Below are 16,975 nucleotides of genomic sequence, written 5' to 3' on the forward strand. Positions count from 1 at the left end.
CCGTGCTGCCCCCGGCAGCTCGGGGCCGGTTGCTTCTGCGGCGAGGCTCTCAGACGGGGGCGTCGATGGTGACGACGTGCACCTGGATGCCGTGCTGCCGGATGCGCTCGAGCTCCGCGGAGTCCGCGGTCGAGTCGGTCACCAGGACATCGATCTCGTCCAGTCGGGCCAGGCGCGCCAGCGTCACCTGTCCGACCTTCGAGCCGTCCGCGACGGCAATGACGCACTGTGCCCGCTCGATCATCGTGTGATTGGTGTTGGCCTCGATCTCGTCGTGCGTGGTCAACCCGCCACTGACACTGACTCCATCGGATCCGACGATGGCAGTCCCGACATTGATCTGCCGGAAGGTGGCCTCGGCCAGGTTGCCCACCAACTCCAGGGAATTCGGCCGCAGGACTCCTCCCGCGATCAGCACTCTGGACTGGCCCTGGCCGGCCGCCTCCAGAGCAAGGCCGACGGAATTGGTGATGATCGTCAGGTCCTCGCGTTGACGCAGGGCGCGCAGGACCTCGGTCGTGGTGGTGCCGCCGGTCAGGGCAATGGCGTGCCGCCCCGGGGGGACCAGTCCCGCGACCAGCTGGGCAATGGCGCGCTTGGAGGCGCGGTGCCATCCGTCGCGCAGGCTCACCGGCAATTCGTGCGCGGCGCCCAGGCTCCGGACGCCTCCGTGCGTGCGGGAGAGCAGGCCCTGAGCCGCAAGGCTCGCGACATCCCGCCGGATGGTTGCCGGGGAGACGTCGAGCAGGGTGGACAGCTCAGCGAGTTGCAGCGATCCGTGCTCGGCGAGCGCCGCGAGGATCGCGACCATCCGGTCTGAGCGCTTGGCCGAAGGCATGGCGTCGGAGGTCATGGTGGTCCTTCGGATCTGCGGTGGTGAGCGTTTGCTCACTATGGCTGATCATACTGCGCGATTGACGCGCAACTTGAAGCCCTGTGGGGTCATGACGAAGCCCGCTCCCTCAAGCGCGGGGGCCAGCTCCCTCATCCGGAGCGCGGGCGTCCCGTTCACCTTCTCGATGCCGAGGGTCCCCATGGCGGCCCGGGAGACGCCGCTGGCCAGGACGCGGAGCGCGTCCGCCAACCGGTCCTCGGTCCCTCCGAAGGTCACCATGGTCCGCGCACCCCGCTCCAGGTAGAGCGCGGGGCCTTCATGGTCGAGCACCGTCAATGCCCCCGCCTTTCGTGCCGGGCGTGGCCCGTCGCTCTCCGGCCAGGGCAGCGCTGCGCCATATGGATTGGCCGGATCACAGGCGGCGAGCAGTACCGGGCTTGCCGGCGCGACATCCTCGCGCAGCCGGTCGACGGCGCCGGGCAGGGCGAACTGGGCGGCGCCCAGCCCCTCGACGAAGTAGCCACGGCGCGTCACACCGGTCTCCTCGAGTGCCAGCAGCACCCGGTAGGCCTCTGAGAAGTTGGTTCCCAGCGCCTCGGTCAGCACGCTGCCCCGGGTCAGGACGCCATAGCGGCCGAGCTGCAGCGACATCTCCGCCAGGCGTCGTTCGGTGCCGTCCGGGAGGGTCGGGCGCACGGCGGCCCAGCGCCCGCCCGTCGTGACCGGCCGGACCGGACGCCCGGGACGCAGGGTTGCCCGACGCCCGGGCGGCGCGGGGGTTCGGTGCTTCAGGGCGCCTCGGCCGCTGAGCTGGCGCAGCGGAGCCATGCCGTCGCAATGCGCCAGCCCCGCCCACACCAGTTCCCAGAGCGCATCCTCGGTGGCGGCCTGGCTGGATCCCTCGGGAACCAGGTCCGTCAGGTGCCAGGCGCCTCCGCCGTGCAGACGCTCCAGCACGGTGCGGGCCAACTCGCCCAGCTCCTCCTCGGGGTCCGGACTGGGCAGCACCACATCGGAGGGCCACAGCTGCACCCAGCCGTCATTGCGGCCGATCGCGCCGCGTCCGGTCCAGACCACCTCTGAGTTGGCCAGCAGCTCGTCGAGCATCGACGGCCGGTAGTCGGCCACCCGGGCCGGAAGCACGACGGTCTCCAGCATCGAGGCGGGGACGGGATAACCCGCCAGGTTCTCCACGGCGGCCAGCACCGCCTCCAGCCCGTCCGCCGGCCTGTCGACCTCCTGCCATGCCAGCAGGTGACGCGCGAACTGACACTGGTCCACGGCCTCCACCTCGGCGCGCAGGGCCGCAAGTGTCCGGCGACGGACCAGCGCCAAGGTCTGGCGGCGCATCACCTGGCTCCGGCCGGCGCCGAAGTCACCCTCCACGATGTCCTGTGCGGCCAGCAGCGTCGTCACCAGGCCCTGGTCGAGCCCGTAGCGTGCGGCCAGCTGGGCAGCATCGACCACGACGTGACTTGCAAGCCAACGCGTCACCAGTCGGGACAGTGCCTCGTCGGGGGAACTCGTTCCACTGGGAACCGCCAACCCGGCGGGAGTGGGGATGCCCAGCGCGTCGCGGAGGACCGCGAAGTCGTCGGCGACCGCCAACACGTCCCGCCCGGCAATTCGGCAGCGCCCGACGCGCCCCGCGGCCTCGAGCTCCGCCAGCCACGATGACGGGTCCTCGGTGGAGCGCTCGCGGCACTCGTCGGCCGTCAGGGGGCCAATGGTGCGGATGACATCCCACAGCTGTTCCGCCGACCTGGCTTGGCGTTCCACCTCCAGATGCTGGAGTTCGCGCTCGAGGTCCGCGATGACGTCCTCGTCCAGAACCTGCTGGGCCCCCTCATGCCCCAGCAGCTCGGCCAGCAGCGCCGGGTCCAGGCTGAGGGCCGCCAGTTTGCGTTCCGCCAGCGGCTGGTCCCCGTCGTAGATGAACTCGCCCACGTAGCCGAACAGCAGGCTGCGGGCCAGGGGAGAGGCCTCCTGCGTCTCCACCTCCACCAGCCGCACGCGACGGCTGGCGATCCCGCGGAGCAGTTCCGTGAGGGCGGGCAGGTCGAAGACGTCCTCCAGGCATTCCCGCATCGTCTCCAGGATGATCGGGAAGTCGGGGTAGTTGCTGGCCACGGCGAGCAGCTGGGCCGAGCGCATCCGCTGTTGCCACAAGGGAGTGCGCCGTCCCGGGTCACGACGGGGAAGCAGCAGGGCGCGGGCTGCGCACTCGCGGAAGCGCGAGGCGAACAGTGCCGAGCCGAAGACCTGCTCGGTGACCAGCCCGGACACCTCGTCGGGATCCACCAGAACCAGGTCCAGCCCGGGTGGTGTGGACTCGACATCCGGGATGCGCAGCACGATGCCGTCATTGCTGGCGCTGGCCTGCGCCTCGACGCCGTAGCGCTCCCTGGCGCGGGCCTCCACCACCAGCGCCCACGGTTGCAGGACCGCCGTGCCGAGGCTCGAGTGGACACAGACCCGCCAGTCGCCCAGTTCGTCACGGAAGCGTTCCACGAGGATGGTCGAGGAGTCGGGAACCGTGCCGGTGGCCTCACGCTGCTCGGACACCAGGGCCCGAAGATTGCGTCGGCCGGCCTCGTCCAGACCGGCTTCGCGGAGCACTTCCTCGCCCTTTTCACCGTCACCGGTGACGGCGCCGACGAAGTCGCCCATCGCCAGCCCGAGCTCCGCCGGACGGCTGGGGGAGTCTCCCCGCCAGAAGGGAAGCCGGCCCGGCTGGCCCGGAGCCGGAGTGACCAGCACCTGGTTGGGGGTGATCTCGTGGATCCGCCACGACGTGGTGCCCAGGGTGAACACGTCGCCGACGCGGGACTCGTAGACCATCTCCTCGTCGAGCTCGCCCACTCGGCGCCCTGCTTCGTGCTTGCCGCTGGCGTTGCCCTCACCGACGAGGAAGACCCCGAACAGCCCGCGATCAGGGATGGTGCCACCGGAAGTGGACACCAGGCGTCGTGCTCCCGGACGTCCTTGGACCGTGCCAGCGGCCCGGTCCCAGACCAGCCGGGGCCTCAGCTCGGCGAAGTCCTCGCTGGGATAACGGCCGCTGAGCATGTCCAGCACCGCTTCGAAGGCCGAACGCGGCAGTTCCCGGAAGGGGTCCGCGCGGCGCACCAGGCCCCACAGGTCCTCCACTGGGTGCCGGGTCTCAACGCAGATGCTGACCAACTGCTGGGCCAGCACGTCCAGCGGGTTGCGCAGGCGGTGCACGCTCTCGATCCGGCCCTCCTTCATCCGTGTGGACACCACGGCGGACTCCACCAGGTCTCCCCGGTGGGTGGGCAGGATCACGCCATGGCTGACGGCGCCCACTTGGTGGCCCGCGCGCCCGATCCGTTGCAGACCGCTGGCGACCGAGGGGGGTGAGGAGACCTGGATGACCAGGTCAACCGCGCCCATGTCGATGCCCAGCTCGAGTGAACTGGTTGCCACCACGCAGGGCAGGCGACCCCCCTTGAGGTCCGCCTCGATCTCCGCACGACGCTGTTTGCTGACCGATCCGTGGTGCGCCCGGGCAACCACCGGAACCTGGCTCCCGTCATTGCCGGCGCTGGCGCCGGACTGTGCCATCACCTGGGCCGGTGGCAGGCCGGGCGGGGAGGCTGCCTCGTCGGTGGCCAGGCGCCGCGCATGCAGGTCATTGAGGTGGCTGGTGAGGCGTTCGGCCACTCGCCGGGAGTTGACGAAGCAGATGGTGGAGCGGTGCTGGTCCACCAGCTGGAGGATCCGGTCCTCCAAGAAGGGCCAGATGGAGTTGGAGACCGGCGCATCCGGATCATCGGGGTCCTGCCCTGGGGGATTGGACAGGTCGGTCATGTCCTCCAGGGGCACCTCCACGTCCAGCTGCCAGGTCTTGGCGGACGGGGGCGCCACCACGCTGACCGGGCGGTCCCCTCCGAGGAAGGCGGCAACGGCCTCCGGGGGACGGACCGTCGCCGACAGACCGATCCGTTGGGCCTCGCCCGGAACGGTACGCAGGGCGTCGAGGCGTTCGAGACTGAGTGCGAGGTGTGCGCCGCGCTTGGTGCCGGCCAGGGCGTGCACCTCGTCGACAATGACCGTCTCCACCTGGTCCAGGGTCCCCGCCACCTGGCTGGACAGCATCAGGAAGAGGGACTCGGGAGTGGTGATGAGGATGTCCGGGGGATTGGTCAACAGGCGACGCCGGTCCGCGGCCGGGGTGTCGCCCGAGCGGACTGCGATCCGCGCGTCCACCTCTGGCAGACCGAGGCGATGTGCGGCCAGCTGGATCCCGCGAAGCGGGGCGCGCAGGTTGCGCTCGACATCCACGGCCAATGCCTTGAGCGGGGAGATGTAGACCACCCGAACCTTGCGCTCGCCCGTGGGGACGGCCTGCGGCGTGCTCGCGAGCCGGTCCAGACTGTGCAGGAAGGCTGCCAGGGTCTTGCCTGAGCCGGTGGGGGCGATGGTCAGGCAGTGGCGTCCCTTGGCGATGGCGGACCAGGTGGCTGCCTGGGCGGGGGTTGGGGCGGTGAAGACATCGCCGAACCAGGCGCGGGTGGCCTCGCCGAAGGCCGCCAGGGGCTCGGTCTGCATGGTGGCGTCCTGTCTCATGCCAGCCATTGTGGCGCGCGCCACTGACAGAATTCGTCCGCCTCGGCAGCGGGTAGGGTGCTGGGGTGAGTGAGACCGAGCTGTGGCGGCGGATGGCCGAGCACCTGCCCGACGGCAGACTCGAGTTGTGGGCCGATTCCATCGTGCTCTCGGAGCTCGGGGGATGCACCGTGACGGAGGCCATCGCGGCCGGACTGCCCTTCGCCAGGATCTGGCGCGCCGTCTGGGAGATGCTCGAATTGCCGGAACGTTACCGCTGACCCTGCGGGACACGCCGCGCGCGCATTTGATTCCATTCGAACACTCGTTCTACTATTGTCCTGTTCTTGAGCCACTCACTCGCCGTCGGGGAAACCTGAGAGTCCGTCCACAGGCCGACTTTTCCACAGCGGAGGGTTGGTCGTGAAAAATTGTCAGAGGCGATTTCTAGAGTCTCAGGTGTTGGTTCGACGACAAACGCTCACCGGGGCAGTCCCGGTCAAGGAAGGAAGGCCGTTCATGGCTGTCGCAGATCGTCAGAAGGCCCTCGAGGCCGCGCTCGCCCAGATCGAGAAGGCTCACGGCAAGGGGACCGTGATGCGCCTCGGGGAGGAGACGCGCCTGCCCATCGGCTTCATCCCCACCGGCTCGGTGGCGCTGGACGTCGCCCTGGGTATTGGCGGCCTGCCCCGCGGTCGCGTCGTGGAGATCTACGGCCCGGAGTCCAGCGGCAAGACGACGGTGGCACTGCACGCCATCGCCAATGCCCAGAAGGCCGGTGGCATCTGCGCCTTCATCGACGCCGAGCACGCCCTCGACCCCGATTACGCGCAGAAGCTGGGCGTGGACACCGACGAGTTGCTGGTCAGCCAGCCTGACAACGGTGAGCAGGCCCTGGAGATTGCCGACATGCTGGTGCGCTCCGGTGCCCTGGCCCTGATCGTCATCGACTCCGTGGCGGCACTGACCCCGCGCGCCGAGATCGAGGGCGAGATGGGTGACAACCACGTCGGCCTGCAGGCACGCCTGATGAGCCAGGCCCTGCGCAAGATGACCGGCGCCCTGAGCCAGTCCGGTACCAGCGCCATCTTCATCAACCAGCTCCGCGAGAAGATCGGTGTCATGTTCGGCTCGCCGGAGACCACCACCGGTGGCAAGGCCCTCAAGTTCTACTCCTCGGTGCGCCTCGACGTGCGTCGCATCGAGACCCTCAAGGACGGCACCGACGCGGTGGGCAACCGCACCCGCGTCAAGGTCGTCAAGAACAAGGTGGCCCCGCCCTTCAAGCAGGCCGAGTTCGACATCATCTACGGCGAGGGCATCAGCCGTGAGGGCAGCCTGATCGACATGGGCGTGGAGCACGGCATCATCCGCAAGGCCGGTGCCTGGTTCACCTACGGCACCGACCAGCTCGGTCAGGGCAAGGAGAATGCCCGCACCTTCCTCAAGAACCACCCCGAGGTGGCCGAGGAGTTGGAGGGCAAGATCCTCACCGCACTGGGCCTGGGTGACCTGCCCACCGAGGAAGAGGTGCCCGAGGGCATCGATCCCAAGACCGGCGAGATCGCCTTCTGAGGATGGCCTTCCAGCAGCGGCGTCGCCGTCGGCCTGCGCAGGAAGCCCCTGCCCAGGCCGACGGCCCCGACGCCAACCCCATGGATGTGGCCCGTGAGATCGCGTTGCGCCGGCTCACCCTGCGAGACCATTCCCGCCAGGAACTTGACGAGGCACTGGCAGCCAAGGAGGTCCCGGAGGACGTCCGTGAGGCGCTACTGGCACGTTTCGAGGAGCTGGGGCTGGTCAATGACCAGAACTTTGCCGAGCAGTGGACCCGGGCCCGTCGCTCGTCACGCAAGCTTTCGCGTGCTGCTGTTCGACGGGAGCTGCAGGCCAAGGGCATCGATCGAGATCTGATCGACGAGACGTTGGAGCCCATCGACCACGAGAGCGAGGTGGAGCTTGCCACCGAGCTGGCGCGCAAGAAGTGGCGCAGCGTGCACTCCCTGCCTCGCGAGGTGGCCTACCGCCGGATGGCAGGAACCCTGGCCCGCAAGGGCTACTCCTCCTCGGTGGTGACCCAGGTGCTGCGCGAGGTGGTGCAGGCGGAGCCCGAAGAGTTCTGAGGGTCCTTGCGCTAGCCTCGGGGCGGAGGAAAACATGACCCTGGTGATGTGGATCGTCGTGGCAACGAGCTGGCTGGCGCTGGCCGTGCTCGGCGTCGGACTGTTCGTCGTGCTGCGACGGGCGAACCAAGCGGCTCCGGCCGTCCCCGTCGTCGATGAGGCGGCGGTGGAGGCCAGGGTCGCGACAGCGGTGGCCGAACGCGATGAGCAACTGCGGGAACGGGCTGCCCAGTTGGAGGTCCTTGACCAGCGGGTCAACGCGATGGGTGCCCAGCTCGAGGAGCGCCGCGCCGACCAGACGGCAGCCGAGAACCACGCGCAACAGGAACGGGCCGAGCTGCGTGAGCTGCGTACCCAACTGGAGTCCCGCGAACGACGCCTGGAGGAACGTGAGGAGCGGTTGCTGGCCGAGAGCAAGAGCCTCGAGGCCCGGTCCAATCAGCTGGTGGAGCTGCGCAACCAGGCCCAGCAATTGCGTCAGGACGCCGAGGCAGATGTCGCTGCCAGTCGCGAGACGGCCGAGCAGGACCGCCAGCAGGCCGCCCAGGAGCTGCAGCGAGTCGCGGGACTGGACCATGACCAGGCGCGACAGGAGGTCCTGGCGAGGGTCGAGCACGAGGCACGCCTGGAGTCGACGGCCCTGGCGCGGGACATCGAGCAGACCGCGACCCGCGAGGCAGAGTCGCGTGCCCGGGGGATCATCGTGACAGCCATCCAACGCCTCGCTGCCGAGCAGACCTCGGAGTCGGTCGTCAGTACCCTCGACCTTCCCAGCGACGAGATGAAGGGCCGGATCATCGGCCGTGAGGGCCGCAACATCCGCCACTTCGAGCAGGTCACCGGTGTCAACGTGATGATCGACGACACCCCCGGATCGGTCCTGCTCAGCTGCTTCGACCCCGTGCGCCGCGAGGTCGGACGCCTCACCCTCGAGGAACTGGTCGCCGACGGTCGTATCCACCCGGCGCGGATCGAAGAGGTTCATGAACGATCCCAGGCACGGATCGAGCAGCGCATCCTGCGTGCGGCCGAGGATGCCCTTGCCGAGGTGGGCATCTCGGACCTGGACCCGGCCCTGGTGCCGATCGTCGGTGCCTTGCGCTACCGCACCAGCTATGGTCAGAACGTGCTGCGCCACCTCGTGGAGTGCGCACACATTGCGGGCATGATGGCAGCCGAGCTGGGGCTGGACGTGGCCAACTGCAAGCGCGCGGCCTTCCTGCACGACATCGGCAAGGCCCTGACCCATGAGGTGGAGGGGACCCACGCCATGATCGGTGCGGAACTGGCCCGCCGGCATGGGGAGAGCCCGGACATCGTCCATGCCATTGAGGCCCACCACAACGAGGTGGAGCCCACCACCGTGGAGGCCGTCCTCACCCAGGCCGCCGACGCCATCTCCGGATCACGGCCGGGAGCCCGCCGTGAGTCCCTGGAGGCCTATGTGCAGCGGCTCGACCGTCTGGAGGAGATTGCCGCCGCACATGACGGCGTGGACAAGGTCTTCGCGATGCAGGCCGGCCGGGAGGTCCGCGTGATGGTCCGCCCCGAGGTCGTGGATGACGTGGCATCGCATGCCATGGCACGAAAGATCGCGCACCAGATCGAGGCCGAATTGACCTATCCGGGCCAGATCCGGGTCACCGTTGTGCGCGAGTCGAGGGCGAGCGAGGTCGCCCACTGAGGAAGGCACGTGCTCGCTCGGTGGCCGGGTGGGCGAAGAAGTCGGCGGGGCTGCCCTCTTCGACGACGCGCCCCTCGTCCATGAAGACCACCCGGTGCGCGGCCCCGGCGGGCGAAGGTCATCTCGTGGGTGACCACCAGCATGGTCATCCCGTCCTGGGCCAGTCCGAGCATCACCTCCAGGACCTCCTGGACCATCTCGGGGTCGAGGGCGCTGGTGGGTTCGTCGAAGAGGATCACCTTCGGGTCCATTGCGAGGGCTCGGGCAATGGCGACGCGTTGTTGCTGACCGCCGGACAGCTGGGAGGGGTGCTTGTCGGCCTGGCTCCGGACGCCGACCCGGTCCAGCAGGGCCAGGGCACGGTCCGCGGCATCGTCGGGAGCCAGCCCCCGCACGCGCACCGGGCCCAGCGTTACGTTCTCCAGCACGGTCTTGTGCGCGAACAGGTTGAAGGATTGGAAGACCATCGCGACGTCGGCGCGCAGCCGGGCAAGCTCGGCGCCGGTGGTGGGCAGGGGAGTCCCGTCGATGCGGATCTCGCCCGCGTCGATCCCCTCCAAGGCATTGATGGTGCGGCACAGGGTGGACTTGCCGGAGCCGGAGGGGCCCAGCAGGACCACCACCTCGCCACGCATCACATCCAGATCGATGCCGCGCAGGACGTGCAGGTCCCCGAAGTGCTTCTCGACGCCGCGCAACCGGACCAGTGGCTCAGACATCGAGGACCTCGTGGCGCAGCCCCCAGCGGCAGGTGACGGTCTCGCCCGGGGCCAACAGCACCAGATCCGCGTGGGTGGGGCCGTCATTGAAGGCATCGGGGCCGACCGTCATCGGCTCCACGGCGACGCTCGCGCGGTCGCCGGGGGTGTAGACCTGCACCCAGCCCATGGTCTGGTCACCCCACACCACCGTGCGGCTCGATCCGGCGCTCAGCGAGGCCTCCCAGCGGCCCTCGGCCAGGCGCGGGGCGGTGAAGGCGGTGTCCAGTTCCAGTGCGTCGAGCGCGCCGTCATGGCGACGGTCGAAGGGGGTGCCCGCCACATCCCTCAGCCCGACGGGCAGCAGGCGCCCGTCGACCTCGAGTCGGGAGGCGAAGGGCAGGAAGAGCGAGCACTGGTCGACGCCGGCGCTGCCGTCCGGCGGCAGCAGATAGGGGTGCGCGGCGTATCCGAAGGGGGCGGCCGTGGTGCCCAGATTGCGCGCAGTGACCTCGATGCCCAGCCCGGCCGCGGACAGTTGGTGCGTGACCAGCAGCTCCAGGGTGCCCGGCCAGCCCTGCTCGGGCTCGAGCAGCAGGCGTTGAGTGAGGTGGTCCTCACCCAGCTCGACGAGGGTCCACATCCGGTCCCGGACCAGCCCATGGATGGCATTGCCGCGTTCGGGTTCGTTGACCTCGAGCTGGTGCTCGGTCCCGTCCAGCTGCCACTTCCCGTTGCGGATCCGGTTGGGCCAGGGCATCAGCTGCTGGCCCTGGCAGCCGTCGGGAAGCTGGATCTCGTCGAAGGTGGTGACCACGTCGGTGCCAGCCACGCGGTAGGCGCGAAGGCCGGCGCCCATCTCGGTGATGGTGGCCCGCTGGTCACCAAGGGTGAGGGTGTACTGGGCTCCGGTGGGTGCATTCATGGCATTCAGCCTAGGACGTCCGGTTGGCGCGGCGCAGGCTGACCAGCGCGGCCGCCAGACACCCGCCCAGTGTGCCCAGCGCCAGGTCGCCCAGCGTGTCGGTGTAGGCCGTGCCCAGCTCGGTGCCGAAGCGGATGAATGTGGCCCATTCACCCACCTCCCAGACGATCGCCAGCAGCGCTCCGGCGCCGGCGATGGCCAGCGCCACCAGCCCGCGAGGGGCGCGCCTTTCGGCGTCGAGCAGCAGCCCCAGACCGCTCAGCAGCAGGAACCAGTTGAGGAAGTGGCACAGGTCGTCGAACCAGAGCACCCGGTCGTAGAGGTCCAGTGTGTTGCCGCTGACGTCGACCAGGAAGGGCAACATGACCAGCGCGAAGGCTGGCCACGGGGCGGGGGCGGGGGAGCGTCGGTGCCGGCAGAACCAGATGGCCGGCACCAGGCACATCAGCAGGGGGTAGGCGACCAGTCGGGCCCCGAAGGCCTTGCCGGAGAACTGCGGCAGGTGGGGTGCCAGCACCGCCAGGGCCAGCTGGGCGGTCGTCGCCACCAAGATTGCCACGGCGATCCAGACCGGTCGCTTCGAACATGTCATCCGGTCACATTGCCACCAGAACCAGCGCAGGTTGAAGCGCCGCGCCCCAGCCTCCTCGACGAAGGGTTGCGTGGCTGGCGGGCCCTTCTGCGATTCGGGGGGACGCGGCACGGCAATCTACAGTTGTCCCACCATGTCGAATGCCCAAGCCTCCGCCGCAGTCCAGACCGCTCCGCGTACCTATCAGGTCATCACCTACGGCTGCCAGATGAATGTCCACGACTCCGAGCGCATCTCGGGCCTGCTCGAAGGTGCGGGACTCGTACGCAGCGAGGTCGAGGTGGCCGACGAGGGTGGGCCCGACGTCGTGGTCTTCAACACCTGCGCGGTCCGTGAGAATGCCGACAACCGCCTCTACGGGACGCTGGGCCACATGGCGGCCGTCAAGCGCACCCGGCCGGGGATGCAGATCGCCGTAGGTGGCTGCATGGCGCAGAAGGACCGTGACGTGATCGTCGGCAAGGCGCCCTGGGTCGACGTGGTCTTCGGCACCCACAATGTCGGCAAGCTGCCCATCCTGCTGGAGCGGGCCCGCGTCGAGCAGGCCAGCCAGGTGGAGATCGCCGAGGCGCTGGAGAACTTCCCCTCCAACCTGCCGACCCGCCGCGAGTCGCCCTATTCGGCGTGGGTGAGCATCAGCGTGGGCTGCAACAACACCTGCACCTTCTGCATCGTGCCGCAGCTGCGGGGCAAGGAGACCGACCGTCGCCCCGGCGACATCCTCGCCGAGATCCAGGCGCTGGTCGACGAGGGCGTGCAGGAGGTCACCCTGCTGGGCCAGAACGTGAACACCTATGGTGTGGAGTTCGGCGACCGCGGTGCCTTCGCCAAGCTGCTGCGTGCCTGCGGTGGGATCGACGGGTTGGAGCGGGTGCGCTTCACCAGCCCGCACCCGGCGAGCTTCACCAGCGACGTGATCGACGCGATGGCCGAGACCCCCAATGTGATGCCAAGCCTGCACATGCCGCTGCAGTCCGGCTCGGACAAGGTGCTGCGCGAGATGCGTCGCAGCTACCGCAGCGAGAAGTTCCTGCGCATCCTCGACGAGGTGCGCGAGAAGATCCCGCACGCCGCCATCACCACCGACATCATCGTGGGCTTCCCGGGAGAGACCGATGAGGACTTCGAGGAGACGATGCGGGTCACCGAGCTGGCCCGGTTCAGTGCCGCCTTCACCTTCCAGTACTCGATCCGGCCCGGCACCCCGGCCGGCGTGATGGACAACCAGGTGCCCAAGGCCGTCGTGCAGGAACGCTATGAGCGCCTGCTGGAACTGGTGAACCGCACCGCCTGGGAGGAGAACCAGAAGCTGGAGGGCACCGAGGTGGAGGTGATGTTCGCCGCCGGTGAGGGCAAGAAGGATGCCGAGACCCACCGGATGAGCGGGCGCGCCCGGGACAACCGCCTGGTGCACGTCGCGGTGCCCGCGGAACCGGAGCTGCGGCCCCGCCCCGGTGACATCGCCACCACGGTGATCAGCCACGCCGCGCCGCACCACCTCAATGCCGATGGTGGGATCACCAACCTGCGGCGGACGCGCGGCGGCGACGCCTGGCAGGCACGCCACGAGGCCCCGCCCACGCCGGCCGGGGTGAGTCTGGGCATGCCGTCGGTCGGCCAGCCGAAGGCCTGCCCCGTCCTGCGTCCGGTGTCGTGACCGGACCACCGGCTCAGAGGTTGCCGGTCTCGTCCTTCAGGAAGTCCTGACCCTGGTCAACCTTGTCGGCGTACTTGGCGTCGGTCTTGCCGTCGACGAAGTCGCCGGCCTTGTCGATGCCCTGGTCCACCTGGGCCTCGTGGCTGTTGGCGGCGTCGCGAGCCTTGTTGGCGAGGCTTCCCTCGCCGCCGTTGATGACTTCCTTGACCTTGTCAAAGATTCCCATGCGAAACTCCTGACGTGGGGGACCACGCCCCTGTGGGGAGATCCTTTGTCCATGGTGGGCAGAGGCAGAGGCAGGGGCATTCGGCAGTTTTTGGTGCCGCATTGTGCTCGTGGCGCAATGCCTCCCCGACTTGGGTCAGGGACGCAGCGCCCCGCACAATGGCGAAGTGAACCTTCCGCTGGTCGTCATCAACGGCCCCACCGCGTCCGGCAAGTCCAGCCTCGCCATCGAGGTGGCCCTGGAACTGGTCCGACGCGGCCAACCGGCAGAGATCGTCAACACGGACTCGATGTTGGTCTACCGGGGGATGGACATCGGCACTGCCAAACCGACGCCGGCCGAGCTGGCGCTGGTGCCGCACCATCTCGTCGACGTCGCGGAGATGACCGAGGCCGCGTCGGTGGCTGACTTCCAGACCCGTGCCCGGGTCACGATCGAGGAATTGCGCGGCAGGACAGTGGTGCCGGTGCTGGTGGGCGGATCGGCGCTCTACGTGCACGCCATCCTGGACGAGTTCTCCTTTCCCGGCACGGATCCCGAGGTGCGGGCCCGGTGGGAGGCCCGGTTGGCCGAGGTTGGTCCCGAGGCCCTCCATGCGGAGCTTGCGTCCAGGGACCCCGCCGCGGCGGCGGGGATCCTGCCCGGCAATGGACGACGCATCGTGCGTGCCCTGGAGGTGCTGGAGTTGACGGGCGGCTTCACGCCGCAGCTGCCCGAGTGGAGCTATGCGCTGGCCGACGTGCTGCAGTTCGGTCTGCACCTGGAACGCGAGCAGATGGACCGGCGGATCGACGAGCGGGTGGACCAGATGTGGGCTGACGGGTTGGTCGACGAGGTGCGGCGCCTGGTGCCCCTGGGGCTGCGTGACGGCCTGACGGCCTCCCGGGCCCTTGGCTATCGCCAGGTACTGCAATTCCTCGACGGGGAGCTCACGGAAGGGGAGGCGATGGAACGCACCAAGAGTGGCACCCGACGTCTTGCCCGCAAGCAGTTGGGCTGGTTCCGTCGTGATCCCCGGATCGTCTGGTTGCCGGCGGGTGACCCGGCCAATGTGGAGACCATCGTGCGCGCCACGCTGGAACACGAATGTGGACCGGACGGTCCGGAGGGTGGCCGAGTCGCTAGCGTTGCCCCATGAGGAAGTGGACCTTCGCCAAGGGGCATGGCACCAAGAACGACTTCGTCATCGTGCGGGACCGACATGGCACGGTGCGCATCGATGATGCCGATGTGCGCTTCCTGTGCGATCGTCACGCCGGCATCGGCGGCGACGGCCTGCTGCGGGTCACCAAGGCGAGCTCCATCCCCGAGTGGGAGGGCGACCCGGACCTGTGGTTCATGGACTACCGCAATGCCGACGGTTCCATCGCCGAGATGTGCGGCAACGGTCTGCGCGTCTTCGTGCGCTACCTGATGGAGGAGGGGTTGGCCTCGGGCGAGTCCATCCCCGTCGCCACCCGTGCCGGGCTGCGCACCGTGCAACCGCTGATCGACGGCCGGTTGCGCTGCGGCATGGGTCCGGTGCGCCTGGCTGACGAACCGGTGACCGTGACCATCGAGATCCCGCACCTCGGACCGCAGGGGAGCTGGCAGGCCACCGCGGTCGACGTCGGCAATCCCCATGCCGTCTGCTTCCTGGAGGACAGCGACGTCTCCCTGGTCGAGCTGGACCTGGGTCGGGAACCCATCTGGACGCCCGCCGACCGGTTCCCTGCGGGCACGAACATCGAGTTCGTCGAGGTCATCGACGAGCGGCACATCTCCATGCGGGTGCACGAGCGGGGCGCGGGCGAGACGTTGAGCTGCGGCACCGGCACCGTGGCCGCCGCCCATGCCTACGCCCGCCGCGCCGGACTGGTCGACGGCGAGGTGCGCGTCGACGTTCCTGGGGGCTGGGTGGTGGTCGGGCTGGGGGAGCAGGAGGCGACCCTGACCGGCCCCGCCGTGATCGTGGCGCGGGGCGAGACCTGGTTGCCGGACAACCTGTGAGGGCTGCTCGGGCAGTGGCGCACGGATAACCATTGGCGTGATGGCTGTGCGGGTGACAAGCTTGTCCAACGATGACTCCACGCCGATACCCTGACCCCACGCCCGAGCCCGACGACTTCGACGACCTCTACGAGGACGCCGACGATGCGGACCTCGATCCCGACGGCGAGGACCCCGAAGCCCTGGTCGACGACTACGACCGCGACGGGCTGCAGTTGGACCTTGCCGAGCGGCTGTCGCTCAAGCGCGTCGCCGGCATGTCCACCCAGGTGGAGGACATCAGCGAGGTCGAGTACAGAGACCTGCAGCTGGAACGCGTGGTGCTGATCAGCGTCTGGACCGGCGGCTCCGAGCAGGACGCAGAGAATGCGATGACCGAGCTGAAGGCTCTGGCCGAGACCGCCGGAGCCCAGGTGCTCGAAGGGCTGATCCAGCGTCGCAAGTCGCCCGACCCCGCCACCTACATCGGCCGCGGCAAGGTCGACGAACTACGCGAGGTGGTGGTGGCCACCGGTGCCGACACCGTGATCTGCGACGGCGAGCTCCAGCCCGCACAGCTGCGCAATCTCGAGGACAAGGTGAAGGTGAAGGTCATCGACCGCACCGCCCTGATCCTGGACATCTTCGCCCAGCATGCCAAGAGCGTCGAGGGCAAGACCCAGGTGGAGCTGGCCCAGCTGCAGTACCTGCGCCAGCGGCTGCGTGGCTGGGGCGGCAACCTGTCCCGCCAGGCCGGTGGCCGGGCGGCGGGAGGCGCCGGAATCGGCGGCCGTGGCCCCGGTGAGACGAAGATCGAGACGGATCGTCGTCGGATCAACACCCGCGTCGCGATCCTCCGCAAGCGGATGCGCGACCTGGACGCCACGCGTGAGAACAAGCGGGCGGACCGCAAACGCAACCGGATCCCGTCGATCGCGATCGTCGGCTACACCAATGCCGGGAAGTCGTCGCTGCTGAATCGGCTCACTGATGCCGGAGTGCTGGTGGAGGACGCCCTGTTCGCGACGCTCGACCCGACCACCCGCCGTCACACCACGCCCGACGGCCGGGTGTACACCCTGACCGACACCGTCGGCTTCGTGCGTCACCTGCCGCACGACCTGGTGGAGAGCTTCAAGTCCACCCTGGAGGAGTCGGCGCAGGCCAACCTCCTGCTGCACGTGGTGGACGGTTCCGATGCGGACCCGGTCGGCCAGATCCAGGCCGTGCGCACCGTGCTGAATGACATCGATGCCGGGGACGTGCCCGAGCAGCTGGTGATCAACAAGACCGACCAGGCCAGCACCGAGGCGCTGTATGCGCTGCGCACCCAGTTCCCGGAGGCCATCTTCGTCTCCGCTCGAACCGGTCAGGGCGTCGACCAGCTGCGGGCCGTGGCGGAGAGTCGGCTGCCCAGCCCGGAGATCAGCGTCGACGTGCTGATCCCCTACGAGCGCGGTGACCTGATGGACAAGATCCACAAGCATGGCCAGCTGATCACCCTGGAGCACACCGGGGAGGGGACCCGGGTGGTGGCACGCGTGCACCCCGAGCTGGGTGGTGAGCTGAAGCCCTTCCAGGTCACCACCGGGTAGGCTTGCTCGGTGCCCGACGCCGAGAAGACCCCATCCGAGAAGACCGCTGGTCAGCACAGTTCGTCGGACGTGCTGGCGGCGGCCGTCGAAGTGATCGGCGGCA

At 68.9% G+C, this 16,975-nt stretch carries 13 protein-coding genes and 1 pseudogene; 8 read left to right on the forward strand and 6 right to left on the reverse strand.

The genetic code is table 11. The annotated features are described in order from the left end of the window. Positions 1 to 49: 49 nt before the first annotated feature. A complete protein-coding gene (locus EDD41_RS15855) occupies positions 50 to 811 on the reverse strand; it encodes a DeoR/GlpR family DNA-binding transcription regulator (RefSeq protein WP_094765003.1) in 762 nt (253 codons plus the stop codon). 90 nt (positions 812 to 901) lie between these two features. Then, positions 902 to 5,425, reverse strand: coding sequence for an ATP-dependent helicase (locus EDD41_RS15860; RefSeq protein ID WP_245995683.1), 4,524 nt, complete (start codon positions 5,423 to 5,425; stop codon positions 902 to 904). A 65-nt stretch (positions 5,426 to 5,490) separates the two neighbouring features. Between EDD41_RS15860 and EDD41_RS15865 the strand changes: the two genes are divergently transcribed. From EDD41_RS15865 to rny, 4 genes are all read left to right on the forward strand, one after another. Next, on the forward strand, positions 5,491 to 5,685 hold the full coding sequence (locus EDD41_RS15865) for a DUF3046 domain-containing protein (RefSeq protein WP_094764874.1): 195 nt from the start codon (positions 5,491 to 5,493) through the stop codon (positions 5,683 to 5,685). 238 nt (positions 5,686 to 5,923) lie between these two features. Further along, complete coding sequence (gene recA / locus EDD41_RS15870; protein WP_094764875.1) at positions 5,924 to 6,979, forward strand: recombinase RecA; 1,056 nt, start codon at positions 5,924 to 5,926, stop codon at positions 6,977 to 6,979. A 2-nt stretch (positions 6,980 to 6,981) separates the two neighbouring features. Continuing rightward, positions 6,982 to 7,527, forward strand: coding sequence for a regulatory protein RecX (locus EDD41_RS15875; protein ID WP_094764876.1), 546 nt, complete (start codon positions 6,982 to 6,984; stop codon positions 7,525 to 7,527). A 34-nt stretch (positions 7,528 to 7,561) separates the two neighbouring features. Continuing rightward, entirely contained in the window at positions 7,562 to 9,211 is a 1,650-nt protein-coding gene (gene rny, locus EDD41_RS15880; protein WP_211336681.1) for a ribonuclease Y, read from the forward strand. On the opposite strand, the pseudogene EDD41_RS15885 reads toward rny, so the two are convergent. The 3 genes and pseudogenes from EDD41_RS15885 to EDD41_RS15895 all read right to left on the reverse strand — a co-directional run bounded on the left by EDD41_RS15885 (position 9,168) and on the right by EDD41_RS15895 (position 11,393). Continuing rightward, positions 9,168 to 9,930 (reverse strand): annotated as a pseudogene (locus EDD41_RS15885) (amino acid ABC transporter ATP-binding protein). The gene rny and the pseudogene EDD41_RS15885 overlap by 44 nt on opposite strands. Beyond that, positions 9,923 to 10,834: an aldose 1-epimerase family protein gene (locus tag EDD41_RS15890; protein WP_123576610.1), complete on the reverse strand. Its 912-nt coding sequence runs from the start codon at positions 10,832 to 10,834 to the stop codon at positions 9,923 to 9,925. Before EDD41_RS15890 ends, EDD41_RS15885 begins: the two are co-directional and overlap by 8 nt. Positions 10,835 to 10,844: 10 nt before the next feature. Further along, complete coding sequence (locus EDD41_RS15895; protein ID WP_245995684.1) at positions 10,845 to 11,393, reverse strand: DUF2238 domain-containing protein; 549 nt, start codon at positions 11,391 to 11,393, stop codon at positions 10,845 to 10,847. 166 nt (positions 11,394 to 11,559) lie between these two features. Between EDD41_RS15895 and miaB the strand changes: the two genes are divergently transcribed. Then, a complete protein-coding gene (gene miaB / locus EDD41_RS15900; RefSeq protein ID WP_123576612.1) occupies positions 11,560 to 13,083 on the forward strand; it encodes a tRNA (N6-isopentenyl adenosine(37)-C2)-methylthiotransferase MiaB in 1,524 nt (507 codons plus the stop codon). Positions 13,084 to 13,096: 13 nt separating this feature from the next. Here the strand turns inward: miaB and EDD41_RS15905 are convergent, their stop codons facing one another. Next, complete coding sequence (locus EDD41_RS15905) at positions 13,097 to 13,309, reverse strand: antitoxin (protein ID WP_094764880.1); 213 nt, start codon at positions 13,307 to 13,309, stop codon at positions 13,097 to 13,099. Between the two features lie 166 nt (positions 13,310 to 13,475). Here EDD41_RS15905 and miaA point away from each other — a divergent pair, with 166 nt between their 5' ends. The 3 genes from miaA to hflX all read left to right on the forward strand — a co-directional run bounded on the left by miaA (position 13,476) and on the right by hflX (position 16,872). Further along, on the forward strand, positions 13,476 to 14,447 hold the full coding sequence (gene miaA / locus EDD41_RS15910; RefSeq protein WP_245995685.1) for a tRNA (adenosine(37)-N6)-dimethylallyltransferase MiaA: 972 nt from the start codon (positions 13,476 to 13,478) through the stop codon (positions 14,445 to 14,447). Then, positions 14,444 to 15,298: a diaminopimelate epimerase gene (dapF, locus tag EDD41_RS15915; protein ID WP_094764881.1), complete on the forward strand. Its 855-nt coding sequence runs from the start codon at positions 14,444 to 14,446 to the stop codon at positions 15,296 to 15,298. Before miaA ends, dapF begins: the two co-directional genes overlap by 4 nt. A 71-nt stretch (positions 15,299 to 15,369) precedes the next feature. Beyond that, the gene (gene hflX / locus EDD41_RS15920; RefSeq protein WP_123576614.1) at positions 15,370 to 16,872 is read left to right on the forward strand and encodes a GTPase HflX; all 1,503 of its coding nucleotides are present in this window, start codon (positions 15,370 to 15,372) and stop codon (positions 16,870 to 16,872) included. Positions 16,873 to 16,975 lie beyond the last annotated feature (103 nt).

Origin of the sequence: Luteococcus japonicus, from assembly GCF_003752415.1 — a bacterium.
Classification (GTDB): Bacteria; Actinomycetota; Actinomycetes; order Propionibacteriales; family Propionibacteriaceae; genus Luteococcus; species Luteococcus japonicus.